General features: G+C 53.7%; 26 protein-coding genes. 12 read left to right on the top strand and 14 right to left on the bottom strand.

Annotation, left to right across the window (positions count from 1 at the left end; genetic code table 11):
* The first annotated feature begins 1 nt into the window (after position 1).
* The 7 genes from ACKWMY_RS06045 (at position 2) to oppF (ending at position 8,677) form a co-directional block, all read left to right on the top strand.
* Positions 2-646: a YchE family NAAT transporter gene (locus ACKWMY_RS06045; protein ID WP_409486036.1), complete on the top strand. Its 645-nt coding sequence runs from the start codon at positions 2-4 to the stop codon at positions 644-646.
* 680 nt (positions 647-1,326) lie between these two features.
* Positions 1,327-2,964: an ABC transporter substrate-binding protein gene (locus ACKWMY_RS06040; protein ID WP_409486035.1), complete on the top strand. Its 1,638-nt coding sequence runs from the start codon at positions 1,327-1,329 to the stop codon at positions 2,962-2,964.
* A 152-nt stretch (positions 2,965-3,116) separates the two neighbouring features.
* Positions 3,117-4,754: an oligopeptide ABC transporter substrate-binding protein OppA gene (gene oppA, locus ACKWMY_RS06035; RefSeq protein WP_074029223.1), complete on the top strand. Its 1,638-nt coding sequence runs from the start codon at positions 3,117-3,119 to the stop codon at positions 4,752-4,754.
* Between the two features lie 82 nt (positions 4,755-4,836).
* Positions 4,837-5,757, top strand: a complete 921-nt coding sequence (oppB, locus tag ACKWMY_RS06030; RefSeq protein WP_024528794.1) for an oligopeptide ABC transporter permease OppB — start codon at positions 4,837-4,839, stop codon at positions 5,755-5,757.
* Between the two features lie 15 nt (positions 5,758-5,772).
* The gene (oppC, locus tag ACKWMY_RS06025; RefSeq protein WP_024528795.1) at positions 5,773-6,678 is read left to right on the top strand and encodes an oligopeptide ABC transporter permease OppC; all 906 of its coding nucleotides are present in this window, start codon (positions 5,773-5,775) and stop codon (positions 6,676-6,678) included.
* An 11-nt stretch (positions 6,679-6,689) separates the two neighbouring features.
* On the top strand, positions 6,690-7,682 hold the full coding sequence (locus ACKWMY_RS06020) for an ABC transporter ATP-binding protein (protein ID WP_065685690.1): 993 nt from the start codon (positions 6,690-6,692) through the stop codon (positions 7,680-7,682).
* Positions 7,679-8,677: a murein tripeptide/oligopeptide ABC transporter ATP binding protein OppF gene (oppF, locus tag ACKWMY_RS06015; RefSeq protein ID WP_021181234.1), complete on the top strand. Its 999-nt coding sequence runs from the start codon at positions 7,679-7,681 to the stop codon at positions 8,675-8,677. Before ACKWMY_RS06020 ends, oppF begins: the two co-directional genes overlap by 4 nt.
* Positions 8,678-8,737: 60 nt before the next feature.
* Here oppF and ACKWMY_RS06010 read toward each other — a convergent pair whose 3' ends face one another.
* Positions 8,738-9,061 carry an HI1450 family dsDNA-mimic protein gene (locus ACKWMY_RS06010; protein ID WP_021181235.1) on the bottom strand — a complete coding sequence of 108 codons (324 nt, stop codon included), beginning with the start codon at positions 9,059-9,061 and terminating at the stop codon, positions 8,738-8,740.
* Positions 9,062-9,117: 56 nt separating this feature from the next.
* A complete protein-coding gene (gene cls, locus ACKWMY_RS06005) occupies positions 9,118-10,578 on the bottom strand; it encodes a cardiolipin synthase (protein WP_024529241.1) in 1,461 nt (486 codons plus the stop codon).
* Positions 10,579-10,814: 236 nt separating this feature from the next.
* Between cls and ACKWMY_RS06000 the strand changes: the two genes are divergently transcribed.
* Entirely contained in the window at positions 10,815-10,991 is a 177-nt protein-coding gene (locus ACKWMY_RS06000; protein WP_004945296.1) for a YciY family protein, read from the top strand.
* A 48-nt stretch (positions 10,992-11,039) separates the two neighbouring features.
* Here ACKWMY_RS06000 and ACKWMY_RS05995 read toward each other — a convergent pair whose 3' ends face one another.
* Both ACKWMY_RS05995 and ACKWMY_RS05990 read right to left on the bottom strand, forming a co-directional pair.
* Positions 11,040-11,531 carry a Dps family protein gene (locus ACKWMY_RS05995; RefSeq protein WP_021181236.1) on the bottom strand — a complete coding sequence of 164 codons (492 nt, stop codon included), beginning with the start codon at positions 11,529-11,531 and terminating at the stop codon, positions 11,040-11,042.
* A gap of 240 nt (positions 11,532-11,771) precedes the next feature.
* Positions 11,772-13,268 carry an MFS transporter gene (locus ACKWMY_RS05990; protein ID WP_024529242.1) on the bottom strand — a complete coding sequence of 499 codons (1,497 nt, stop codon included), beginning with the start codon at positions 13,266-13,268 and terminating at the stop codon, positions 11,772-11,774.
* Between the two features lie 121 nt (positions 13,269-13,389).
* Here ACKWMY_RS05990 and ACKWMY_RS05985 point away from each other — a divergent pair, with 121 nt between their 5' ends.
* Positions 13,390-13,947 (top strand): TetR/AcrR family transcriptional regulator, encoded by a 558-nt coding sequence (locus tag ACKWMY_RS05985; RefSeq protein WP_065685693.1) that lies wholly within the window; start codon positions 13,390-13,392, stop codon positions 13,945-13,947.
* Positions 13,948-14,062: 115 nt separating this feature from the next.
* On the opposite strand, the gene ACKWMY_RS05980 is transcribed toward ACKWMY_RS05985, so the two are convergent.
* The gene (locus ACKWMY_RS05980; RefSeq protein ID WP_409486034.1) at positions 14,063-14,359 is read right to left on the bottom strand and encodes a YciI family protein; all 297 of its coding nucleotides are present in this window, start codon (positions 14,357-14,359) and stop codon (positions 14,063-14,065) included.
* A gap of 319 nt (positions 14,360-14,678) precedes the next feature.
* Here ACKWMY_RS05980 and tonB point away from each other — a divergent pair, with 319 nt between their 5' ends.
* Positions 14,679-15,431 carry a TonB system transport protein TonB gene (gene tonB / locus ACKWMY_RS05975; RefSeq protein WP_368459005.1) on the top strand — a complete coding sequence of 251 codons (753 nt, stop codon included), beginning with the start codon at positions 14,679-14,681 and terminating at the stop codon, positions 15,429-15,431.
* A 48-nt stretch (positions 15,432-15,479) separates the two neighbouring features.
* Here tonB and yciA read toward each other — a convergent pair whose 3' ends face one another.
* Both yciA and ACKWMY_RS05965 read right to left on the bottom strand, forming a co-directional pair.
* Positions 15,480-15,902, bottom strand: coding sequence for an acyl-CoA thioester hydrolase YciA (gene yciA / locus ACKWMY_RS05970; RefSeq protein ID WP_024529246.1), 423 nt, complete (start codon positions 15,900-15,902; stop codon positions 15,480-15,482).
* A complete protein-coding gene (locus tag ACKWMY_RS05965) occupies positions 15,902-16,441 on the bottom strand; it encodes a septation protein A (RefSeq protein WP_021181242.1) in 540 nt (179 codons plus the stop codon). The genes yciA and ACKWMY_RS05965 overlap by 1 nt, the downstream gene beginning before the upstream one ends.
* A gap of 222 nt (positions 16,442-16,663) precedes the next feature.
* On the opposite strand from ACKWMY_RS05965, the gene ACKWMY_RS05960 reads away from it, so the two are divergent.
* Positions 16,664-18,367 carry a SulP family inorganic anion transporter gene (locus tag ACKWMY_RS05960; protein ID WP_261160126.1) on the top strand — a complete coding sequence of 568 codons (1,704 nt, stop codon included), beginning with the start codon at positions 16,664-16,666 and terminating at the stop codon, positions 18,365-18,367.
* Between the two features lie 49 nt (positions 18,368-18,416).
* Here ACKWMY_RS05960 and ACKWMY_RS05955 read toward each other — a convergent pair whose 3' ends face one another.
* A complete protein-coding gene (locus ACKWMY_RS05955) occupies positions 18,417-19,211 on the bottom strand; it encodes a YciC family protein (RefSeq protein WP_024529248.1) in 795 nt (264 codons plus the stop codon).
* A 41-nt stretch (positions 19,212-19,252) separates the two neighbouring features.
* Positions 19,253-19,693, bottom strand: coding sequence for a YkgJ family cysteine cluster protein (locus tag ACKWMY_RS05950; RefSeq protein ID WP_024529249.1), 441 nt, complete (start codon positions 19,691-19,693; stop codon positions 19,253-19,255).
* A 295-nt stretch (positions 19,694-19,988) separates the two neighbouring features.
* On the opposite strand from ACKWMY_RS05950, the gene ompW reads away from it, so the two are divergent.
* The gene (gene ompW / locus ACKWMY_RS05945; RefSeq protein ID WP_024529250.1) at positions 19,989-20,630 is read left to right on the top strand and encodes an outer membrane protein OmpW; all 642 of its coding nucleotides are present in this window, start codon (positions 19,989-19,991) and stop codon (positions 20,628-20,630) included.
* 42 nt (positions 20,631-20,672) lie between these two features.
* Here ompW and ACKWMY_RS05940 read toward each other — a convergent pair whose 3' ends face one another.
* The 5 genes from ACKWMY_RS05940 to trpD all read right to left on the bottom strand — a co-directional run bounded on the left by ACKWMY_RS05940 (position 20,673) and on the right by trpD (position 25,611).
* Positions 20,673-20,987, bottom strand: a complete 315-nt coding sequence (locus tag ACKWMY_RS05940; RefSeq protein ID WP_024529251.1) for a BON domain-containing protein — start codon at positions 20,985-20,987, stop codon at positions 20,673-20,675.
* 225 nt (positions 20,988-21,212) lie between these two features.
* Positions 21,213-22,019: a tryptophan synthase subunit alpha gene (gene trpA, locus ACKWMY_RS05935; RefSeq protein WP_409486033.1), complete on the bottom strand. Its 807-nt coding sequence runs from the start codon at positions 22,017-22,019 to the stop codon at positions 21,213-21,215.
* On the bottom strand, positions 22,019-23,209 hold the full coding sequence (trpB, locus tag ACKWMY_RS05930; protein ID WP_199061761.1) for a tryptophan synthase subunit beta: 1,191 nt from the start codon (positions 23,207-23,209) through the stop codon (positions 22,019-22,021). The genes trpA and trpB overlap by 1 nt, the downstream gene beginning before the upstream one ends.
* Before the next feature lie 38 nt (positions 23,210-23,247).
* Positions 23,248-24,609: a bifunctional indole-3-glycerol-phosphate synthase TrpC/phosphoribosylanthranilate isomerase TrpF gene (gene trpCF / locus ACKWMY_RS05925; protein ID WP_409486092.1), complete on the bottom strand. Its 1,362-nt coding sequence runs from the start codon at positions 24,607-24,609 to the stop codon at positions 23,248-23,250.
* A gap of 3 nt (positions 24,610-24,612) precedes the next feature.
* Positions 24,613-25,611 carry an anthranilate phosphoribosyltransferase gene (gene trpD / locus ACKWMY_RS05920; protein ID WP_065685698.1) on the bottom strand — a complete coding sequence of 333 codons (999 nt, stop codon included), beginning with the start codon at positions 25,609-25,611 and terminating at the stop codon, positions 24,613-24,615.
* Positions 25,612-25,627: the final 16 nt, after the last annotated feature.

Below are 25,627 nucleotides of genomic sequence, written 5' to 3'. Positions count from 1 at the left end.
CGTGGGCCAATCTCTGTTGGATTTTTCCGGCTACATCAAGTTCTTTGTCGGCCTGTTTGCGTTGGTCAACCCGGTAGGTATTCTGCCGGTATTTATCAGCATGACCAGCTATCAGGCCGAGGTCGGGCGTAACAAAACCAACCTGACGGCTAACCTGTCGGTGGCGATTATTTTGTGGACCTCGCTGTTCCTGGGCGAGGGCATATTGCGTATGTTTGGTATCTCTATCGATTCTTTCCGTATTGCAGGCGGCATTCTGGTGGTGACCATCGCCATGTCGATGATCAGCGGCAAGCTAGGTGAAGACAAACAGAACAAGCAGGAAAAATCAGAGAGCGCGATCCGTGAAAGCATCGGGGTCGTTCCCTTGGCGCTGCCGCTGATGGCCGGGCCGGGTGCCATCAGTTCCACCATCGTCTGGAGCTCTCGTTACCACAGTTGGCAGAACCTGTTAGGTTTTACCGTGGCGATCGCCTTGTTCGCTTTCTGTTGTTGGCTATTGTTCCGGGCAGCTCCGCTGCTGGTGCGTCTACTGGGGCAAACCGGCATCAACGTCATTACCCGTATCATGGGGCTGTTGTTGATGGCGCTGGGGATCGAATTTATTGTCACCGGGATTAAAGCCATTTTCCTAGGGCTGTTATAACCTTAATAAAGCCGCGGATAATCTTGTTTGCGGCTTAAGTTATTTTTAATTTTTCAAATTATCTCAGCCAATGCATTATTAAAGTGCACAACCTGCCTACTTTTCATTCTATTGCCCAATCCTGTGGCACAAATCTCACTTTATCGGTTGATAAAGCACCAAGATGTTATTTTCTCCACTTTTATAATCCCCGTGGCGGGGGTTTTTGTCTCCCTATGGGTAAAACTGTTGTTAATTTAATCACATCATTCTGTAGGGCTTGTCTCCGTTTCACACAGGTGTTATTAGTGATTAACCACGCATAGGCAGGTGTTTATTCTCTGAACGGCGATTTTGTTAACTGAATGTTTCTTTTGAGTGGTTTTTTTCATCTGAGAAGAAAAGGTTAAAAGTGAAGCTGTTATTTATCTAATAAAATCATGGCATTAATCTCTCTCTGGGCAAGTGGGAAGGCTAGGTGTCTGTAGGGCTATGGGATAATAAAAGAGAAATGCTTAACATTTCTGTAAAAATTATTGGCTATGAATTTTTGCTTCTGCTAATTTCCGAGCAACTTGTCAGACGGAAAAATCTTATCTTTGGCGTGCCAGATAGGAATGATTTTTGCTGGTATCTGTTTATTTAGCCTGCTTGATAACTATTTCACCATTATTGCTTAGCAGTGAAAAGGAGCCTGTACTATGCCGCAAACCACGAAGCATCAACCGTTGGCCGTTATCATCGCCGCCGTGTTGGGGATGATCGCCAGCCAAAACCTGCAGGCCGTTGAGGTTCCGGCCGGTGTGCAATTGGCACCACTGCAGCGCATGGTGATCAACAACGGTTCAGAAGTCGCTTCGTTGGATCCGCATAAGGTCGAAGGAACGCCTGAAAGCAATATTATCCTCAACCTGCTGGAAGGGTTGGTCAGCACCGATGCCAATGGCCATCTGGCCCCTGCGGTGGCGGAAAGCTGGGAAAACACTGATTACCAGACTTGGACCTTCCACTTGCGTCCAGGGGCGGTATGGAGCGATGGTTCCCCAGTGACTGCGCAGGATTTCGTTTACAGCTGGCAGCGCTTGGCGGATCCCAAAACGGGCTCTCCTTATGCCAGCTACCTGCAATACGCACGAATTGAAAATATTGACGCTATTCTTGCCGGTAAGAAACCGCCTGAATCGCTTGGTGTCAGCGCCATTGATGAGAAAACGTTGAAGGTGACGCTCAGCGAGCCGGTGCCCTATTTTGTCAGTATGCTTTCCCATACCTCAATGAAGCCGGTCAAACAGTCGGTAGTCGAGAAATTTGGCGACAAGTGGACACTGCCACAGAACTACGTGGGCAACGGGGCATATCGCTTATCCGAGTGGGTCGTCAACGAACGTATCGTGCTCGTACGCAGTTCGAGCTACTGGAATAACAGCAAGACGGTGATCGAGCAGGCCACGTTCCTGCCGTTGACCTCCGAGGTCAGCGACATTAACCGCTACCGCAGCGGTGAAATCGATATTACCAATAGCGCCATCCCGCCGAATCTGTATGCCAAAATGAAACGCGAGATCCCAGAACAGCTGCACGTTAACCCTTACCTGTGCACCTTCTATTATGAGATCAACAATCAGCGTGCGCCGTTTACCGACGAGCGCGTACGTGCGGCTGTCAAATTGACGCTGGATCGCGACATTATTGCCAACAAGATCATGGGCCAGGGCCAAATCCCCGCCTACAGCTTTACGCCAACCTTTACCGAGGGGGGCAACTTCAGCCAGCCGGAGTGGGCTGGGTGGACGCAGGAAAAACGCAACGAAGAAGCGAAGAAACTGCTTTCTCAGGCGGGATTCACCGCTGAGAAGCCGCTCAAATTTACCCTGTTGTACAACACCTCCGATCAAAATAAGCAGCAGGCCATTGCTGCTGCCTCAATGTGGAAGAAGAACCTCGGCGCACAGGTCACACTGCAAAATCAGGAGTGGAAAACCTCGCTACAGAGCCGTCATGAAGGGCAGTTTGATGTGGCCCGTGCCACCTGGTGTGGGGATTACAATGAACCGAGCGCGTTTCTGAATATGCTGCTTTCCAACAGCAGCAATAACACCTTCTTCTATAAAAGCCCGGCGTTCGATGCGCTGATGGCCAGCACCCTGCAAGCGCCGGACGCAGCTGCACGCAGTGCCATTTATCAACAAGCCGAGACCTTGCTGGACAAAGATTCTGCACTGGTCCCGGTTTATTATCGGGTCAGTGCTCGCCTGGTCAAACCTACGGTTGGTGGTTTCACCGGCAAAGATCCGCAAGACTATATCGATCTGAAAAACTTTTACATCATCAAGCAGTAATGAAGGGTGTTACCAGCGGTGATAGCGGCCGGTAATACACAGGAAAGGCAGCGCCGTTTCGTTCCACGGCGTCCAGCCATAGCAACCCCCGGTTAACGGGCAACGCAGCTCCCACGACGGAGTTGTGATAATAAAAACTGGAGTTTATACACATGACCAACATCACTAAGAAGTCCCTGCTGGCAGCAGGCATTATTGCGGCGCTAGGCTTTACGGCGGCAGGAACTGCTTTTGCGGCTGATGTGCCAGCAGGCGTACAGCTGGCAGACAAGCAGGAAATCGTTAAGAACAACGGTTCCGAAGTACAATCCCTAGACCCGCACAAGATCGAAGGCGTGCCTGAAAACAACGTGACGCGCGATCTGATGGAAGGGTTGGCAAATAACAGCTTGGATGGCTCAGTGGTGCCGGGGGCTGCAGAAAGCTGGGACAACAAAGATTTTAAAGTGTGGACCTTCCACCTGCGTAAAGACGCCAAATGGTCGAACGGTGAGCCGGTAACGGCACAAGATTTCGTGTATAGCTGGCAGCGTTTGGTTGATCCAAAAACCGCCTCTCCTTATGCCAGCTATCTGCAATATGCCCACGTAGAAAACGTGGATGACATCATCGCGGGTAAAAAAGACAAATCGACGCTGGGCGTGAAAGCCATCGACGATCATACCTTCCAGGTGACGCTGACCGAGCCGGTTCCGTATCTGGTAGAAATGACCCCGCACTACGCCATGAAGCCGGTGAATAAAGAAGCGGTAGAGAAGTTTGGTGAAAAGTGGACCTTGCCACAGAACTACGTCAGCAACGGCGCATACAAGCTGAAAGACTGGGTGGTTAACGAACGTATCGTGCTGGAACGTAACCCGCAATACTGGGATAACGCCAAAACTATCATTAATAAAGTCACCTTCCTGCCGATCGCTTCAGAAGTCACTGACGTCAACCGCTACCGTACCGGCGAAATCGACATGACCTATAACAACATGCCGATCGAACTGTTCCAGAAGCTGAAAAAAGAGATCCCGAACGAAGTGCACGTTGATCCTTACCTGTGTACTTATTACTACGAAATCAACAACCAAAAAGCACCGTTCACCGATGCTCGCGTTCGTGAAGCGCTGAAGCTGGGGATGGATCGCGACATTATCGTCAACAAGGTGAAGAACCAGGGTGACCTGCCAGCTTACAGCTTTACTCCTCCTTACACCGACGGTGCCAAGTTGACCCCGCCAGAGTGGTTTGGCTGGACGCAGGAAAAGCGCAATGAAGAAGCCAAAAAACTGCTGGCCGAAGCCGGTTATGGCCCAGGCAAACCGCTGACCTTCTCATTGCTGTACAACACTTCCGATCTGCATAAGAAACTGGCCATTGCTGCCGCGTCTATCTGGAAGAAAAACCTGGGTGTGGACGTGAAGCTGGTGAACCAGGAGTGGAAAACCTTCCTGGATACACGCCATCAGGGCACCTATGACGTATCACGTGCTGGCTGGTGTGCCGACTACAACGAACCAAGCTCCTTCTTGAACATGATGTTGTCGGACAGTAGCAGTAACACTCCGCACTATAAGAGTGCAGAATTCGACAAGTTGATGGCTAACGTGTTGACGGCGAAAACCAAAGAAGAGCGTGCCGGCCTGTATCAGAAAGCCGAAGTTCAGCTGGATAAAGACTCTGCTATCGTTCCGCTTTATTACTATGTGAATGCTCGCCTGGTGAAACCTTACGTGGGGGGTTACTCCGGCAAAGACCCACTTGATAACGTTTACGATAAAAACCTGTACATCATCAAGCATTGATGCGGCCAGGGCTGGCGACACGGGTCGCCAGCCTATTTTAAGACTATAAGCCGTTATCAGGCTCAAGCACAGGGTTAGGGCAATGCTTAAATTTATCTTTCGTCGCTTGTTAGAGGCGATCCCGACACTATTTATCCTCATCACCATCTCGTTCTTTATGATGCGTCTTGCACCCGGTAGCCCATTTACCGGTGAGCGCGCGCTGCCACCTGAAGTATTGGCTAACATTGAAGCCAAATACCACCTTAACGATCCGATCTGGAAACAGTACGGGCATTATTTGGTGCAACTGTCGAAAGGCGATTTCGGCCCTTCGTTCAAATACAAAGATTATTCGGTCAATGACCTGGTCAAGGCATCTTTCCCGGTCTCTGCCAAACTGGGCTTCGCCGCATTTGTACTGGCGGTGGTGCTGGGAGTGAGCGCTGGCGTCATTGCTGCGTTGAAGCAGAATACCAAGTGGGACTATACGGTGATGGGGTTCGCCATGACCGGTGTGGTGATCCCCAGCTTTGTTGTCGCCCCCTTACTGGTGTTGATATTCGCCATCACCTTGAAGTGGTTGCCCGGTGGGGGCTGGAATGGTGGGGCGTTGAAGTTCATGATCCTGCCGATGGTGGCACTGTCTTTGGCTTATATCGCCAGCATCGCCCGTATCACTCGTGGCTCGATGATTGAAGTGCTGCACTCCAACTTTATCCGTACCGCCCGTGCCAAAGGTTTGCCGATGCGCCGTATCATTCTGCGCCACGCATTAAAACCTGCGCTGCTGCCGGTGCTGTCGTATATGGGGCCCGCGTTTGTCGGGATTATCACCGGTTCGATGGTAATTGAAACCATCTACGGCCTGCCAGGAATTGGTCAGTTGTTCGTTAACGGTGCACTGAACCGTGACTATTCGCTGGTGTTGAGCCTGACCATTCTGGTCGGCGGCTTGACCATCCTGTTTAACGCGATCGTTGACGTGCTGTATGCCGTGATCGATCCGAAAATCCGTTACTAAGCTGGAGCACGCAAGATGTTGACGAAAAAGAACAGCGAAGCTCTGGAAAACTTCAGCGAACAGCTGGAAGTTGAAGGGCGCAGTCTGTGGCAGGATGCTCGTCGCCGCTTTATGCACAACCGTGCGGCGGTGACCAGCCTGTTTGTGTTAGCGCTGATCACCCTGTTTGTGATCTGTGCCCCCTGGCTGTCGCAGTTTGCTTATGATGACACCGATTGGGCAATGATGTCCGCCGCGCCTAACCTGGAGTCGGGGCACTATTTCGGTACTGACTCCTCAGGGCGTGACCTGCTGGTGCGCGTGGCCATTGGTGGACGCATCTCGCTGATGGTGGGCGTGGCTGCGGCGCTGGTGGCTGTGGTACTAGGCACCTTGTACGGTTCTCTGTCAGGCTATCTGGGCGGCAAGATCGACTCGGTGATGATGCGTTTGCTGGAGATCCTGAACTCCTTCCCGTTTATGTTCTTTGTGATCCTGCTGGTGACCTTCTTTGGGCAAAATATCCTGCTGATCTTTGTGGCGATCGGCATGGTGTCGTGGCTGGATATGGCACGTATCGTGCGCGGGCAGACGCTCAGCCTTAAACGCAAAGAGTTTATCGAAGCGGCGCTGGTGTGCGGCGTATCGACTCGCAATATCGTCCTGCGGCATATCGTGCCGAACGTACTGGGCGTGGTGGTGGTATACGCCTCGCTGCTGGTGCCGAGCATGATCCTGTTTGAGTCCTTCCTCAGCTTCCTGGGGCTAGGTACTCAGGAGCCGTTGAGCAGTTGGGGCGCATTGTTGAGCGATGGTGCCAACTCGATGGAAGTATCGCCGTGGTTGCTGCTGTTCCCAGCCTGTTTCCTGGTTATCACTCTGTTTTGTTTCAACTTTATCGGCGATGGCCTGCGTGATGCCCTCGACCCGAAAGATCGTTAAGGAGTGCAACCATGAGCATTAATTCTCAACCACAAAACGGACTGCTGCTGGACGTCAAAGATCTGCGTGTGACGTTCGGTACGCCAGACGGCGATGTCACCGCGGTGAACGATCTCAACTTCGATCTACGCGCGGGTGAAACCTTGGGTATCGTTGGGGAGTCGGGTTCCGGAAAGTCACAGACGGCATTTGCGTTGATGGGCCTGCTGGCCAGCAATGGCCGTATCGGTGGCTCGGCAAAATTCAACGGACGTGAAATTCTCAACCTGCCAGAAAGCCAGCTCAACAAGCTGCGGGCCGAAGAGATCTCGATGATCTTCCAAGACCCGATGACCTCATTGAACCCTTATATGCGGGTTGGCGAGCAGTTGATGGAAGTGCTGATGCTGCATAAGAAAATGAGCAAAAGCGAGGCGTTTGAAGAGTCGGTCCGCATGCTGGATGCGGTCAAAATGCCGGAAGCCCGTAAGCGTATGCGTATGTATCCGCATGAGTTTTCCGGCGGGATGCGCCAGCGCGTGATGATCGCCATGGCGTTGCTATGTCGGCCAAAACTGCTGATTGCCGATGAGCCAACCACGGCGCTAGACGTTACCGTGCAGGCACAGATCATGACGCTGCTAAACGAACTGAAGCGTGAATTCAATACGGCGATCATCATGATCACCCATGATTTGGGCGTTGTTGCCGGGATCTGCAACAAGGTCTTGGTGATGTACGCTGGCCGCACCATGGAATACGGTAGCGCTCGCGATGTGTTTTATCATCCGAGCCACCCGTATTCCATCGGCCTGCTCAATGCGGTGCCACGTCTGGATGCCGAAGGTGAAGCGTTGATGACCATCCCTGGTAATCCGCCGAACCTGCTGCGTTTGCCAAAAGGCTGTCCGTTCCAACCGCGTTGTCCGTATGCGATGGAGCAGTGCGCGAGTGCTCCGCCATTGGAGCAGTTTGGTGAGGGGCGCCTGCGCGCCTGTTTCAAGCCAGTGGAGGCGTTGGTATGACCGCAACCGATAAAAGAGTGCTGCTGGAAGTCGCAGACCTGAAAGTTCACTTTGATATTCATGATGACAAGCAGTGGTTCTGGCAGGCACCTAAAACGCTGAAGGCAGTGGACGGTGTCACCGTACGCCTGTTTGAAGGCGAAACGCTAGGGGTGGTAGGGGAGTCAGGCTGCGGTAAATCCACCTTCGCGCGGGCAATTATCGGCCTGGTGAAGGCGACCAGTGGCCGCGTTGCCTGGTTGGGCAAAGATCTGCTGGGCATGAGCGATGCCGACTGGCGCAAAACGCGCAGCGATATTCAGATGATTTTCCAGGATCCGCTGGCCTCGCTGAACCCGCGTATGACTATCGGTGAGATCATCGCCGAACCGCTGCGTACCTATAATCCGAAAATGCCGCGTCAGGAAGTGAAGGATAAGGTCAAAGCGATGATGTTGAAGGTGGGCCTGTTGCCGAACCTGATCAACCGTTATCCGCATGAATTCTCCGGCGGCCAGTGCCAGCGTATTGGCATCGCACGCGCCTTGATCCTGGAACCGAAACTGGTGATTTGTGATGAGCCGGTTTCCGCCTTGGACGTATCTATTCAGGCGCAGGTGGTGAATCTGTTGCAGCAATTGCAGCGCGAGATGGGGTTATCGCTAATCTTTATTGCTCACGATCTGGCGGTGGTTAAACACATTTCCGATCGGGTGCTGGTGATGTATCTGGGCCATGCGGTGGAGCTGGGCACTTATGATGAGGTCTATCATAACCCGCAGCACCCCTATACCAAGGCGCTGATGTCGGCAGTTCCGGTGCCGGATCCTGACAAGGAGAAGGAAAAGCAGATCCAACTGCTGGAAGGGGAATTGCCATCACCGATCAATCCGCCTTCTGGCTGTGTGTTCCGCACTCGTTGCCCGATTGCCGGGCCGGAATGCGCTAAAACGCGTCCATTGCTGGAAGGCAGCTTCCGTCATGCGGTATCGTGCCTGAAAGTCGATCCGTTGTAATGGGTTGATTAATAATAAAAAACCTGCCATTTGGCAGGTTTTTTTATACCGTTAACCGGCTTATTCTTTCCACAAAATGTGGCACAGCTTGTTATCTTTCTCGCGACAGATCAGTACGCGGGCAAAGACATCGTTGATAGGCTCGCCATCGCTGTCCGCCAGGCCGATCACCACCTCGGCAAAGAAGTCCGGATTCAGATCGTAATCCACGTGCTCTTGCCAGTCTTCTGCCGGATCGTACAGCTCGGCACCGCCGCGCTCTTCAAACTGTAAATTGAACAGCAGAATATCCGCGGGATCCAGATTGTCGCCGGCCAGCTCCAGGAAGATGTCGTAGGCTTGTTCCAGCGTTTCATCTTCGGTAAGGCGATTATTCAAGTCCATATAAAAATCCTGATAACAAATGATTTGAGGTTATTAAACCATGCTCGTTGCCGCTTTTACAGCAACGGGCTGAAAAAGTAAAACAGGCGTTCGACCAGGCGGTGCCAGTAAGGGCGCTTCAACCATTGCTTGGCGTCCAACAGCTGCGAGCGGGCGATGTAATCATCTTGCACGCAGGCCAGATCGGCACCAAAACCGCTGTCGTCAATCACCAGGGTGATCTCAAAGTTCAGCCACAGGCTGCGCATATCCAGATTGACCGTGCCGACCAGGCTGAGCTGGCCATCGACCAACACGCTCTTGGTGTGCAACAACCCGCCTTCAAACTGATAAATCTTCACGCCCGCTTCCAGCAGCTCTGAGAAGAAGGCTCGGCTGGCCCAGCGCACCATCATTGAGTCGTTGTTGCGTGGGACGATAATGCTGACGTCAACGCCACGCAGCGCTGCCGTGCAGATGGCGTGCAGCAGATCGTCGCTTGGCACTAGGTAGGGAGTGGTCATGATCAACTGTTCACGCGCAGAATAGACCGCCGTCAACAGCGCCTGATGGATCATCTCTTCCGGGAAGCCCGGGCCGGAGGCAATAACCTGGATGGTGTGGCCGCTTTCCTGTTCAAACGGCATGATATTCACGTCTGGCGGCGGTGGTAGAATGCGCTTGCCGGTTTCGATCTCCCAGTCACAGGCGTAAACGATACCCATCGTGGTTGCCACCGGGCCTTCCATACGTGCCATCAGGTCGATCCATTGACCAACCCCGGCATCCTGCTTGAAGAAGCGTGGATCGACCATATTCATACTGCCGGTGTAGGCGATGTAATTGTCGATCAGCACCACTTTGCGATGTTGTCTCAGGTCCATACGCCGCAGGAATACGCGGAACAGGTTAACCTTGAGTGACTCAACCACTTCGATACCGGCGTTACGCATCATGCTGGGATAAGGGCTGCGGAAGAACTGTACGCTGCCAGCCGAGTCCAGCATCAAACGGCAATGTACGCCACGGCGTGCGGCGGCCATCAATGATTCGGCAACCTGATCGACCAGCCCACCGGGCTGCCAGATGTAAAACACCATCTCGATATTATGACGTGCCAGCTCGATATCCCGCACCAGGGCATTCATCGTTGAATCGGTGGTCGTCAGCAGCTGTAGCTGATTGCCTTTGACGCCATCAATACCTTGGCGGTGGTGGCAAAGCTGGAACAGCGGGCGGGCCACTTCACTATATTCGGTAGCAAAAATCCGGCTGCTTCCTTTAAGCTCATTCAACCAGCGAGCGGTTGAAGGCCACATGGCCTTGGCTCTCTCTGCGCGGCGCTTGCCCAAGTGCAGTTCGCCAAAGGATAAATAAGCAACGATACCGACCAATGGCAGAATATAGATCACCAGCAGCCAGGCCATGGCCGAAGGCACCGTGCGTCGTTTCATCAGAATACGCAATGTGACCCCGGCGATAAGCAGCCAGTAGCCAAACACCAAGAGCCAACTAATTACGGTATAAAAGGTTGTCATAAAGGCAAAAATTTCCGTTCGTAAGCCACCAATAATGAGTGTACGCACAGAACAACAAAGGTGAAACCTTTTCTCGGTAGTTAAGTTACATAAAAATGATTGACTAAAGGGACTTGCTGAAAATAAAAACCATACTTTTTGTCGTCTGTGGGAGGGTGGCGGTGGTCAACGCTCGACTTGGATCGCGCGTTGAAAGGGCTATAATGCCGGCGGTTGGCATTGATGGGTAACGTAAAATGAGACGCAGTAGAAATGAAGTGGGCCGCTGGAGGATGTTACGGCAGAGCCAGAGGCGCAGGCACCGTTGGCTGGAGCGCCAGTCGTGCAGCAATCGGCATATCATTCGTGTTCGCCGTCGTTTGGACGATCAACATCGCAGAGCCTTATTGTTCGTTGTGGCTTATGAGTGGTAAAAAAAGAACAGCCCGTAACGGGCTGTTCTGCTATTTGCTGGACCTGGATTATTTACCCAGATAGGCGTTCAGCATCCACACCTGTTTTTCCTGCTCTTTGATGTAATCACTCATCAGCGAAGAGGTACCCTCGTCACCGGCCTCTGCGGCCAGCGTCAGCAGTTCGCGCTGCTGTTGCAACAAAATGGCGTAACCTTCCAGCAAGCCGCGCAGGGTGCCTTTATCGTCGGTGACATTGGTGTCTTCCTTGATATCCGCCGTTTTCAGATAGTCACTGAAGGCATGGCGAGGCTGGGAACCCAGCGTCAGAATACGCTCTGCCAGTTCATCCACCTTGGTCAGCAGGTCATTGTAGGTTTCTTCAAACTTGACGTGCAGTTCAAAGAAGTGCGGGCCGGAAATATTCCAATGGTAACCGCGCACGTTCATGTACAGCACCTGGTAGTTAGCCAGTAGGGCGTTCAGTGCTTCAGAGAGTTTTGCTGATTGTTTGGTGTCCAGGCCGATATGAGTCTTGGTCGCTTTCTTTGCCGTTGCCATAATAATCTTCTCCTGATTATTTGTTTCGATTATCTAGATTGATATCCATACAAAACAGGTTAACCGGATCTATCATAAGGTTAAAGTTGCTACTAAGCATCAATTCAATCGCTCAAACCAATTTACCCGTCGTCTTTCAAGCCACAGCGTTGTTACTTGATCAAGCCACAAAAGTATAAGAAGACAACCGATATTCCTCAACCGGCTTGAGTGGGCGCTGCATACAGCGCCCACTTAACGTTAGCGATTAAAATAATGCGGTGACTTTTTGCGCAAAGCAAACTTTAATACCCCGGCACTCAGGGTAGTCAGCAGCGCTGCCGCGATCAGTACGGCAATAAAGGCCTGATCAAAGGCACCTCTAGCCAGCTGGGTCAGCCTTTCTGCGCTATCCGCCCCCATGTTTCCGGCTAACCGTAACGCCTCATCAATGCTGTCATAAGCGAGATCGCCTACGGGCAGATTGGCAGGCAATACCAGGCTGTGGCTATAGACCGCCGTCATCAACCCGCCCAGTAGCGTGACGCCTAACACGCCACCCAACTCCCACGAGACATCTTCAATGGCGGCGACCATGCCCGCCTTGTCTTCGGGGGCATTGAGCATAATGGCCGTTGAGGCAGCGGTGATGGCACCGCCGAGGCCAAAGCCCACCACAAACAGGCAGACCAACTGCATAATGACGTTGCCTTGATACCACAGGGCGACACCCGCAATGCCTAAGGCGGTGAGAATAAAGCCGCCTACCAACATGGAGCGTTCGCCGTAACGCGGTAGCAAGGCCCCGGCCAACGGGCCAGCCAGAGCAGACGCTACCGGAATGGGTAAAATAAACAACGCGGCCAGCAGCGGCGTCATGCCTAGCACCAACTGTAACCGTTGGCTTAACACCAGTTCGACCCCGATCAGCGCGATCATTGAAACGATCGCTACACCGACACCGCTGGCAAACAGGCGATTACGGAACAGTGAGAAATCGATCATGGGGTATTGCGCCCGTTGCTGACGGCGGACAAACAGGGTTAGGAACAGCGTACCGAGCGCCGCCGCAATGGCGAAGTCACTCAGGGAGAACGCGGGTTTGCTCAGCTCTTTCAGCGCATAGATCGACGCCACCAGGCCGAACATGATCTGTAGCGAGCTAATAAAGTCGCAGGGGCGTTGGCTGTCTCCACCGCAACGAGGGATCAGATAGACCGCCAGCGGCAGGACCAGCATCACCACCGGCACGTTGATCAGAAATACCGAGCCCCACCAGAAATAGGACAGCAGAACGCCGCCTACCACCGGGCCAAGCGCGGCGGCACCGGAGGCCACTGCGGCCCAGATGCCAATTGCCAGCGCACGCTCACGCTCATCGGTAAAGACGTGGCGCACGATGGATAGCGTGGCAGGCATCATCATCGCGGCCCCGATGGCCAGGAAAGCCCGTGACGCAATCAGCAGCTCGGCACTGGGGGAGAACGCGGCGCACAGTGAGGCCAAGGCAAAGACCGGCAAACCGGCGATAAACATTTTCTTGTGGCCAAGACGGTCGCTTAACATGCCAGCTCCGGGCAGCAGGCCAGCAACCACCAACGGGTAGGCGTTAACGATCCACAGTTTTTGCGAAGCTGTGGCATCCAATGCCTGGGTCAGGCGCGGCAACGCGGTATAAAGCACCGTCATATCAGTAATGATTAAAAATAGCGCACTGGAGATCATTGCCAGGATCAGCCAGCGGTTTTGGGCGTGCATAAAGAGTATCCTAGTAAACCGATGACGCGGCTGCGTCACCTTACGGTAACCACCCGGTAGCACCGGTGGTATACTGCTATAATATAAATCCATACGTACGTATTGAAAAGGGGCTTTCTCAATGGGGCGTCAACGGAGTATCGATCGTGACAAGGTGCTGGATACCGCAGAAGAGATTGTGGCGACCCAAGGTGCGGCAGGGTTAACTATCGATTCGGTGGCTAAAGCCATGGGGATCTCCAAGGGGGGAGTGCAATATTGCTTTGGTAGCAAAGATGCGCTTATCGATGCGATGTTTGATCGTTGGGGCAAGGTTTATGAGCAGGTTTTTGACGATATCGCGGGCAGCGATCCGGACCCGTTAACCATCGTCCAGGCGCATATGCAGGCTACCCGTAGTTCGGATCAGGCTTCCAGCGCCAAGGCGGCCGGGTTGATGGCGACGTTAATTCAGACGCCAGAACATCTGGACAGTACGCGAGAATGGTATCGCAGCCGCATAGCAGGTTTGGATCTGACCACCGAAGCGGGGAGAAAGGCGCGCCTGGCCTTCTTGGCTACCGAGGGAGCCTTCATGCTGCGCTTCTTCGGCTTCATGGATATTACTCAGCAGGAATGGGAGGCGATGTTTGCCGATCTACAAAAGTGGGTTCTTACCGATACGGCTCGCAATGGTTGACCTATCACACTGATAGATGGCGATCGCTCCGCTTGGCGAGTATGTTTAGCGAATAAAGATATTCCCTCGAAGAACCCACTTTTAGCCAGCCACCTCCGTGCTGGCTTTTTTTTGCTTAAAATACCTGCTTGAACGGTTTCACCGTGACTTCGCCGTATACGCCAGCGTCTACGTACGGGTCTTGTGATGCCCAGGATTTTGCCGCCTCCAGCGAAGGGAACTCGGCGATCACGGTAGAACCGGTAAATCCAGCCTGGCCTGGATCGTTGCTATCGATAGCCGGGTTAGGGCCAGCGACCACCAACCGGCCTTCATCACGCAGCGCTTGCAGGCGAGCCAGATGGCTGGGGCGAACGGCCATGCGCTGTTCCAGCGTGCCAGGTACGTCTTGTGCGTAGATCAGATAAAGCATATTTCACCTTTAAAATCATTGCCATACAACGGTAATCACAAAGTAGCGCAAAACCTGTGACAAGGGAATGCCAATCCAGATAAAAATTCATTACCGTGCTGAGGATAACGGCGTGTGCTGCGAATGACGAGTGAGGGGACATAGTGGTTAACAATCCGTATGAAAAGCTCAATAAAAGGCTAATTAAACGTTAATATCCCTATGAGTTTGCTGGTTTTAGCGCCTAATGATGCCGATTAAAGCGATAGTTTGTCTTTCGTTATTGAATATGATTGCTATTTGCATTTAAACTTGGCGCACCAGAGGAAACAGAATCATTATGCCGCTAAACAAAATGTTCCTTATTCGCCGAATTTCCGTGCCAATTGTCCTCTCCGTTGGTTTGCACAGTGCCCTGGTGGCCGCCTTGCTCTACGCTTCCGTCAACGAAGTGTTGGAGCTGCCTAAGCAGGAAGATGCCCCTATCAGCGTCATGATGGTGAATATGACCGCGTTGGCAGAACCGCCACCGCCACCGCCGGCTGCGGCGGAACCGGAGCCGCAGGTAGAACCTGAGCCAGAACCAGAACCGATCCCGGAGCCCGAGCCGCCACCGCCAGTACCGGTAGCCATTCCTAAACCGGAGCCGGAGAAACCCAAGCCGAAGCCAAAACCGAAGCCGAAGGTAGAGAAGCCGGTCAAGCGTGAAGTGAAGAAGACCGAACCGCGTGAACCTTCGCCGTTCGACAATCAATCCGAAGCCAAGCCGATCGATAAGGCACCGGTTAAACAGGCACCATCAGCACCCGCGCCGGGGACTTCCCGTGAGTTGGGGCCGAAAGCTCTGAGCATCGGCAAACCGATGTATCCACCGCGCGCCCAGGCGTTGCAGATTGAAGGCAAGGTCAAGGTTCAGTTCGATGTCGATAGCGACGGGCGTGTGACTAACGTGCGTATTCTGTCTGCGGAACCACGTAATATGTTCGAGCGTGAGGTGAAGCAGGCAATGCGTAAATGGCGCTATGAAGCCAAAACCGCGCAGAACCTGACGAAGACCATCGTCTTCAAAATGGAAGGTTCAACGGTCGAGTAAGCAATAAAAAAGGTCGCGTTTGCGACCTTTTTGCTATCTGGCGTAGGCTTACTCGCCAACGCGGAAGTTCATCTTGCCGTCTGGCAGGGCACGAGGGCTACCGCCGTCATCTACCGCTACATAGGTAAAGACCGCTTCCGTGGCACGGTAGCGCTGGCCGATTGGGGCAGAAGACACCTTCTTGACCCAAACTTCCACATTGATGGTAATCGAGCTGCGGCCACTGCGGATACAGTTGGCATAGCAGCACACCACGTCACCTACAGCGACCGGTTTGAGAAAGGTCATGCCGTCTACCCGCACGGTTACCACGCGCCCTTCGGCTATCTCTTTGGCCAGGATCGCGCCGCCGATGTCCATTTGCGACATCAGCCAGCCGCCAAAGATATCGCCGTTGGCATTGGTATCTGCCGGCATGGCCAGCGTACGCAGCACCAGCTCACCGCTAGGCAAAGGTCGTTGTTCGGCCATTATTTCTTCTGCTCTTCAGGCATATGACGGTAAATATAGATCCCGCTCAACAGGGTGAAGACCAGCGTCAGCACGGTCAGGCCAAATACCTTGAAGTTAACCCAAACGTCCTGCGGCATCCAGAATGCCACATAGATATTGGCCAAGCCGCAGGCCAGGAAGAACAGGGCCCAGGCAATGTTAAGGTGGTTCCAGACGCTGTCCGGCAGGGTCAGCTCTTTACCCAGCATGCGTTGGATCAGCGGCTTTTTCAGTATCAGCTGGCTGATCAGCAGCGCCAGGGCAAACAGGGTGTAGATGACCGTGACCTTCCATTTGATAAACAGGTCGTTGTGAAATACCAGGGTCAAGGTGCCGAATACGGCGACCATGGCAAAGGTGATCAGCGTCATCTTCTCTACCTTGCGATATTTCAGCCAGGTAAAGACCAGTGCCAGGGCGGTGGCGACGATCAAGGCACCCGAGGCGACGTAGATATCGTAAAGCTTATAAAAGGCAAAAAAGACAATCAGGGGTAGAAAATCAAGAAACTGCTTCATAAATCAATCCATCAAAGGTTCATCGGGCGACTATACCGGAATTGGCCCGTTCTGTGTATCGCACTAAAGGGCAGATTATCGGTGTTCGTCCGCTAGATTGCTGCTGTAAACACCAGAATTTGCATAAACTTACGATTGTTACCGTCGGTTATTTGCAAGCGCAGGGTGTACGACGCATATTAAGCATAATAATAGCCGCATAATTTACCATGGAAAATAGCTATGCAGTGGAAGTCTCTGCGGGCGTGGACGCCCGGTTTGACGCATTTGTTAGGATATGAACGCGGTTGGTTGAAACCGGATATTCGTGCGGGGTTATCGGTCGCAGCGGTAGCTTTACCGGTAGCGATTGCCTATGCCGAATTGGCCGGTGTCAGCCCGGTGGTCGGGCTTTACTCCTGTATTTTACCGATGATCGCCTATGCCATTTTTGGCTCGTCGCGGCAGTTGATTGTCGGGCCGGATGCGGCAACCTGTGCGGTGATTGCTGCCGTGGTGACTCCGCTTGCCGCAGGAAGTATGGAGCTGCACTGGCAGCTCACCATCATGATGACCGCCATGACGGGGGGGTGGTGTTTGCTGGCCAGCCGCTTCCGGCTCGGGGCCTTGGCAGACCTGCTTTCGCGCCCGATCCTCAGCGGATTGCTGAACGGCGTGGCGGTCACCATCATCGTCGATCAGATCGGTAAAGTGCTGGGGTTCGGTACGCCACCGGCGCAGCTGATTGAGCGTATTTATGCCTTGCCCGGCAACATTCTGCACAGCGATTGGCCGACGATGGGCATTTCATTGCTTACGCTGACGATGCTGGTGGGGGTTAAAAAGTTGCGGCCTAACTGGCCTGCGCCGTTGTTTGCCATCGTGTTGGTCGCCTTTATCACCTGGGCGGGTAATTTGCAGCAGCACGGTATTATTACCGTAGGGGGCTTCAGCGGCATGCTGCCTATCGTCCAGTGGCCGGATTTTCAGCCGGGCTTATTGCGTGACATGGTGATACCGGCGCTCAACCTGGCGGTGGTCAGCTTTGTCAGCATGATGCTCACGGCGCGCAGCTTTGCGGCGAAAAATGGCTACGAGGTTAATGCTGATGCGGAGTTCCGTGCGCTGGGGCTGGTAAACATTGTTTCCGCGCTGTCGCAAGGGTTTGCCATCAGCGGGGCCGATTCGCGTACGGCGGTAAACGATGCCAATGGCGGCAAGAGCCAGCTGGTATCAATTATTGCCGCCATTGTCATTGGCATTGTGCTGTTGTTCCTGACTTCGCCGCTGCAATTTATTCCGGTGGCCGGATTAGGTGTGGTGCTGATGTACGCCGCCTGGTCGTTGATCGACATTCGCGGCATCTGGATCCTGCGCAAGCGTAACGCCCAGGCGTTCAGGTTGGCGGCCTTCACCTTCGTCAGCGTGCTGCTGGTGGGGGTGATCAGCGGCATTGGCTTGGCGGTATTGCTTGGCCTGATGCAGTTTCTCCGCACCGTGTTCCGCCCTACGGAGCAATTGCTGGGAGTCAATGAGGAAGGCATGATCCACTCAATGGGCAACAACAATGGGGTGAAGGCGGTGCAGGGCGTGATGATGTACCGCTTTAACTCCCCGCTGACCTATTTTAACGTGGCCTACTTCAAACGGCGCATCCTCAATCTGGTCGACAGTACGCCGTTCCAGCCGCGATGGGTGGTGGTTGATGCGGTGGCCAGCTTTACCCATGCGGATATCAGCGTACTGGCGGCCATTGATGAGCTAAAACGTGATTTATTACAGCGTAACGTAAAGCTGGTGCTGGCCGGACGGCGCACTGAGTTAACACGCTGGTTCCGTATCAATCAGGTGGGGCGTGATAAGGATCTGATCCTGGTGCCCGACCTTTATCTGGCACTCAAGCTGATACAAAGTAAGGAACAGGCCGAACCGGGTACGGCACAGTAAATAAAAAGGGCACGCTAAAAGCGTGCCCTTAAACGTCAACAGACCCTGTTTATCTTTTATCCAGGGACACGCCAGAAGCGGGCGCAGTGTCTCGCAGTAGCATATACAGCCGGAACAGATAAATCAGCAGTAGGGCAGAAACCAGATTGCTTAAAGCCGTCAGCACTATGCTGGCAACGTGTGGCGTCAACACAGACAAATGACTGACCATAAACAGCACCAGCAGCTTGGCCGCCAACCACAGCATCATCGCCGGTACGATCACCCGCGCGTTGGCAAAGGCCAGCTTGCAGCTCAGCTTCAGTGAGGCAAACATGCCTTTCCCATCGGCCACAGAAATCACCGGGGCCAACGAGAACGAGATCGCCATGATTACTCCGGGCACGACGAACAGCGTCAGGCCAAGCTGAGTCAGCAAGGTGCAGACAAACAACAGCAACAGTAAACGCGGCAATAGCGGGGCAGATATCCCGATAGCCCGCAGCGCACTGGTACGCTGGCCTTCGGAAACCAGGCGGATCAGCGTCAACATGCCCCCCACCAGCAGCACGTTACCCACTAAAGCGGAAATCGTGGCGGCGGCGGACACTTTCAACAGCACCATCTGCTGTTCAGGCGTCATTTGCTGAATAATTTCCTGGATCCCCATGCCGGCACCGGCGTTGGAGGCCAAATCACTTTCCGTCGCGGTCAGGATCTTCAACTGCTCGATATCGGGGCTAAACGCCTGATTAAGCAGCACAGAAATGAATGCGGTCAGCAGTGCCAACAGCACAATGCTGGCAACCTGATTACGGAAAAAGTTAAAACTGTCACGGTACAACGTGTTGGCCGTAATTGGCATGCTTGGCATGCAGACTCCTTGGCGTCGGGAACGTAGTTAAATCAGTGGGCGATTGTACCCTGTTCCGCGCCGCTGTGGCACCCCGCGAATGGCACTGTGCTGATTTCTTGGGCGATTATGGTCTCTGACAATGATAATGGCAGGGGAACCGGCAAGGGCGGCAGGCCGTAGCGCTCACGGGCCCGATCGCAGGCCTCATTGCGCAGGCCGTTTTCCCCGGATTGATCGAATTCGCGGCAGGGGCTAGGGCGATTGGGGTAGATCGAACAGGACACCGCCTGACCAATCTCACCCACCAGCGAGGTGCAGCGCGGGGACTTGCTGTTGGTCCCCTGCATGCAGCGCAGAAAGGGGCTCAAGGGTTCAGTTAAGGATATAGGTACCACGCCGCCGCCATCTTCCGCTTCGGCCCAATAAAATGATACTCGGAAATAACCGCAGCAGGCGCCGCAGCTGGTGCAGGGATTTTGAATTTCGCTCATCTTGATTGCCACCGACTCCTTACCGGCCCAACCAAAACCAACAGGAATGATGAAATTACGCAGAGGCATTTTTTTTAGCAACTTTTTTTGGTAACAGAAATGTAAACATGCATAAAATTTGCAACAAAAGGCGTTTATTGATTCAGATCAATTATCGATTTATTAACACCTTAGGTGGCTTTGTTTTTGGTGGGAATTTAAATTTTTACACTTAAGATGTGATCTCGATGGGATCATAAATACCTGTTAATAGGTATATTCATCGGGACTGTAAACCACACAAATGGAATGGATAATGAAAAAGACAACTCTGGTGGTGTTAGGGGCTCTGATGGCTCCTATGGTAGCAAGCGCGCATCAAGCGGGTGATTTCCTGTTCCGTGCAGGGACTGCAACTGTTCGTCCCAATGCAGGTTCGGACAACGTTTTAGGCCAAGGATCTTTCAACGCCAATAACAACACCCAGTTGGGTCTGACTTTTGGCTATATGGTGACGGACAATATCGGCGTCGAATTACTGGCTGCAACGCCGTTCCGCCATAAAGTTTCTCTGGGTGGCCCAGCGGTCAACGGGGATATTGCAACCGTTCGTCAACTGCCACCAACGCTGATGGCGCAGTACTACTTTGGCGAAAAGCAGGACAAGCTGCGTCCATACCTGGGTATTGGTGTGAACTACACCATGTTCTTCGACGAGAAATTCAACGACAACGGCAAGGATGCGGGTTTAAGCAATCTGGATCTGAAAAATTCCTGGGGTGTTGCCGGGCAGGCAGGCCTGGATTACAACCTGGATGAGCACTGGATGCTGAATATGTCGGTCTGGTGGATGAATATCGAGACCAAGGTGCGCTTTGATGCGGGTGATCAACATCAGAGCATTGATACGCGTCTGGATCCGTGGGTGTTTATGTTTGGTGCGGGTTACCGCTTCTAAGCCAGCAATAAAGGAGGCGCTGTTCGGCGCCTCCCTCTTCAGTTATTTAATGCGCATATCGTTTTCGACGGATTTAACTCCTGCCACGCCGCGTGTCACCTGAATAGCACGGTTAGCATCGGCACTGGAGCTGACAAAACCGCTCAACTGTACCCGGCCCTTAAAGGTTTCAACGCTAATCTCGGTGGATTTGATGGTTTTATCCGCCAGCAGTGCTGACTTCACTTTGGTAGTGACGACCGTATCGTCAATATAGCCGCCAGTCCCTTCTGATTTTGCCGTTGGAGCACAGGCAGAAACTGCCATAGCCAAAATAGCCGCCATGCACAGCGCCGAAAGGGTTTTAAATAGCTTCATAAATGACTCTCCTTGCATATGTTATTGTTGAAATTAAAGGCTGATTTCAATCAGCTAACGAAATCGTATGCACTGAACCACTGAATATTTAGCGGCAAATATGATTGTGGGGCAGGTTGCTGGTTTGTTCAAATTGTTTGCGAAAATATCTTTGGCAAGATTGAGGGTAAACAAAGTGTTATCACCGGATACTTTCGTAGTATCCGGTGGTTGAGGGCGGGGAGATTAAACGCGGGTAGCGGCTTTCATTTCACGTACAAACTTGCCAAGTTTGGCCAGCATTTCTGCCGGTTGTGCCTGATTCTGTTCGATGATTTTAACAATTGCCGAGCCAGAGATTGCCCCGGCTGCTCCGGCTTGCAACGCATCCTTGACCTGTGAAGGTTCAGAGATACCAAAGCCTTGCAGCGGCGGTGCCGCATGATATTCGCGCAGCTTATTGACCAGATGGTGCAGCGGTAACTGCGCCCGGCTTTCCGTTCCGGTTACTCCGGCGCGTGACAGCAGGTAAGTGTAACCCCTGCCGTGGGACGAGATTTCACGCAGTAAATCTTCATCCGCATTTGGCGGGCAAATATAGATTGGCGCAATACCGTGGCGAGTTGCCGCCGCGCGGAAAGGCGCGGACTCTTCGAAAGGTACGTCCGCGATCAACACCGAATCTACACCGGCTTGCGCGCAGCGATGATAAAATGCGTCAATGCCGCCGTGGAACACCAGGTTGGCGTACATCAGCAGGCCAATCGGAATATCAGGGTGTTTCTGACGGATCGCCGCCAGCATTTCAAAACAGTGCGTTGGCGTAACGCCGGAAGCGAAAGCACGCAGCGCTGCACTTTGAATGGTTGGGCCATCGGCCAACGGATCAGAGAAGGGGATCCCCAACTCCAAGGCATCTGCACCGTTATCCACCAGCGTATCGATAATCTGTAACGATAGCGTCGGGTTTGGGTCGCCGAGGGTGACAAACGGCACGAAAGCGCCTTCTTTATTATTTTCCAACCGCTTGAACAGTTGCTGATAACGTTCCATCAGATTTCTCCCCGTGCTTTCAGAATGTCGTGAACGGTAAATATGTCTTTGTCGCCGCGGCCGGACAGGTTAACCACCAGGATCTGTTCTTTCTGCGGCTCTTCACGGATCATTTTCAGCGCGTGTGCGAGGGCATGGGAAGACTCTAACGCCGGGATAATCCCTTCGTGGCGGGAAAGCTCCTTGAAAGCCTCCAGTGCTTCATCATCGGTGATCGACACGTATTCTGCGCGGCCGATGCTGTTGAGATAGGCGTGCTGTGGGCCAACGGAAGGGAAGTCCAAACCGGCGGAAATCGAGTAAGACTCCTCGATCTGGCCTTCAGAGGTTTGCATCATCGGTGATTTCATACCGAAGTAGATCCCCACTTTGCCGTGTTTCAGCGGTGCACCATGCTGGCCGGTTTCGATCCCCAGGCCGGCGGGTTCAACGCCGATCAGACCAACGCTGACATCATCGATAAAGTCGGCAAACATGCCGATGGCGTTGGAACCACCGCCAACGCAGGCCAATACGGCATCCGGCAGACGGCCTTCACGCTCCAGCACCTGAGCTTTGGTTTCTTCGCCGATCATGCGTTGGAATTCACGCACGATGGTCGGGAACGGGTGCGGGCCTGCGGCAGTGCCTAGCATGTAGTGGGCCTTCTCGTAAGAGCCAGACCAGTCGCGCAGCGCTTCGTTACAGGCATCTTTCAGCGTGGAAGAGCCGCTGTGCACCGGGATCACTTCTGCGCCCATCAGACGCATACGGAATACGTTCGGTGACTGGCGTTCGATGTCCTTGGCGCCCATGTAGATACGGCACTTCAGACCGAGCAGGGCGCAGGCCAGCGCAGAGGCGACACCGTGTTGGCCAGCGCCGGTTTCCGCGATGATCTCGGTCTTGCCCATGCGTTTGGCAAGCAGTGCCTGGCCCAATACCTGGTTGGTCTTATGGGCACCGCCGTGCAGCAGATCTTCACGCTTCAGGTAGAGTTTGGTTTTACTACCGGCAGTCAGGTTTTTGCACAGCGTCAGTGCCGTTGGGCGGCCCGCGTAGTTTTTCAGCAGATCGATAAACTCTGCCTGGAACTCAGGGTCACGCTGGGCGCTGACGAAGGCCTCTTCCAGTTGTTTCAGGGCTGGCATCAAAATTTGCGGCACGTACTGACCGCCAAATTCGCCGAAGTAAGGGTTAAGCAGCGTCATTATTTTTCCCGTTATTATCCGTTAAATGAGGTTCGCAATCAGTAGGCGCGCAGGGTTTGGAACACCGCCGCCAGACGCTCGGCATCTTTGATGCCGGGTTGGCTCTCTACGCCAGAGTTGAAATCGAGGCCCGCGCAGCCCAGTTGGGCCGCATCTACGCAGTTGTCCGCACTCAGGCCTCCTGCCAGCATCACGTTGTCCAGCGTTTGCCCCTGCAACACCGACCAGTCAAAGCGAACTCCGGTACCGCCAGCACCATTATCCAGCAGGTAACGATCGACCTGTTGCAGATCGCGAGCGGGCAGGTTGTCCTTCACGCTCAAGGCTTTCCAGATCTGACAGGTGGCTGGCAGCTCGGCACGCAGGGCGTTGATATAAGCCTGGTCTTCCGCGCCGTGCAGTTGCACCGCATGCAGACCAAGGCGCTCGGCAGTTTGCGCGACCGTAGCGATCGGCGCATCACAGAAAACGCCCACGTATTTCAACGGTGCTCCGGCGATCACTTCCCTGGCGCGGGCAATGTCCACGTTACGCGGGGAACGGCCAACGAAGATCAGACCCCCGTAGTTGGCACCTGCCTGATAAGCGGCTGCGGCATCTTGCGGCCGGGTTAGGCCGCAGACTTTGTTGTCGCCCAGGATCACGCGGCGTACCGCGCTGCGCAGGTTGGTTTCCGACATCAACGCGCTGCCGATCAGAAAACCGTTGGCATAGCGGCTGAGTTCGCGGATCTGGCGATAGTTGTTGATGCCGGACTCGCTGATCACCGTCACGCCATGTGGCACTTTAGGAGCCAGAGTGCGGGTGCGATCCAGATCGATAGACAGATCGCGCAGATCGCGGTTGTTAATGCCGATCACTTTGGCTTCGAGCTGTACCGCGCGCTGTAATTCCTCTTCGCTAATCACCTCGGTCAGCACGCCCATATTCAGGCTGTGTGCCACCGCGGCAAGTTGGCGGTACTGTTCGTCATCGAGCACCGACAGCATCAACAGAATGGCGTCGGCCTGGTAGTGACGTGCCAGATAGATCTGGTAAGGGTCGATCATAAAGTCTTTACACAGCACCGGCTGGGACACGGTTTTACTCACCAGCGGCAGAAAATCGAAGCTGCCCTGGAAGTATTGCTCATCGGTCAGTACCGAGATCGCTGAGGCGAAGTCCTTATACACCGAGGCGATTTCTACCGGGTTAAAATTCTCGCGGATCAGCCCCTTGGAAGGAGAGGCTTTCTTGCATTCGAGAATAAATGCCGTTCTGGTGCCTTGTAGCGCATGATAAAAGCTACGCTCGCTTGGCACGATTTCGTTTTGAAAGCTGGCTAATGGCTGTTGTTGCTTACGTGCCGCGACCCACTGCGCCTTGTCACGAACAATCTTGTTGAGCACGGTTTCCTGCATCATTTATCCTCTTGCTGCCAAAGCAGTGACACGCTGGTAAGCCTGCCCACTGTGGATCATTTCCAATGCCTGCTGCGCGTTCTGGCGCAGGTCTTCCTGTCCGAATAGTTTCAGCAACAGTGCGACGTTGGCGGCGACCGCCGCGGCGTGCGCTGGCTCGCCTTTACCTTGTAACAACCTTGCCAGAATGTCACGATTTTCTTCCGGCGATCCGCCCAGCAGGGAGCCCAACGGGTGGCTTTCCAACCCAAAGGATTTAGGTGTCAGTTGATAACTTTCAATTTCGCCGTCATTCAGTTCGGCTACGTGAGTGGTGGTGTGGATCGCCACTTCATCCATACCGCCACCGTGTACGACGGCAGCGCGTTGATAACCCAATACGCGCAGGGTTTGGGCGATTGGCAGCACCAGCTCCGGGCTGTAGACCCCAATCAACGCCAACGGTGGGCGAGCCGGGTTAATCAACGGCCCGAGGACGTTGAACACCGTGCGGGTCTTCAGCTGTTGGCGTACCGGCATCGCATGGCGAAAACCGGTGTGATATTGCGGCGCAAACAGGAAACACACACCCAGTTCGTCTAATGCCTTGCGGGATTCTTCCGCAGGCAGATCCAGTCGGATCCCGAAAGCGGCCAACAGATCGGATGAACCGGAACGGCTGGAGACGCTGCGGTTGCCGTGCTTGGCCACCTTGACCCCACAGGCTGCAGCGACAAAGGCGCTGGCCGTGGAGATATTGATGCTGTTGGTGCCGTCGCCGCCGGTGCCGACGATATCCGCAAAGGCATAGTCCGGGCGTGGGAACGGTAAAGCATCGGCCAAGAGCGCCTTGGCTGCTCCGGCGATTTCTTCTGGGTGCTCACCGCGGATCTTCATGCTGATCAATGCCGCCGCCAGTTGGCTAGGTTCCAGCTCACCGCGCACGATAGCGCTGAATAACTGCTGGCTTTCTTCCTGGCTCATCGACTCCGAGCGATACAGTTTTTCAAGAATAGGTTGCATAGTCGGTTCCCCTTGA

Origin of the sequence: Serratia sp. J2, assembly GCF_046269175.1 — a bacterium.
GTDB classification, from domain to species: Bacteria; Pseudomonadota; Gammaproteobacteria; order Enterobacterales; family Enterobacteriaceae; genus Chania; species Chania fonticola_C.
This window is presented reverse-complemented; position numbering and strand designations above follow the sequence as displayed.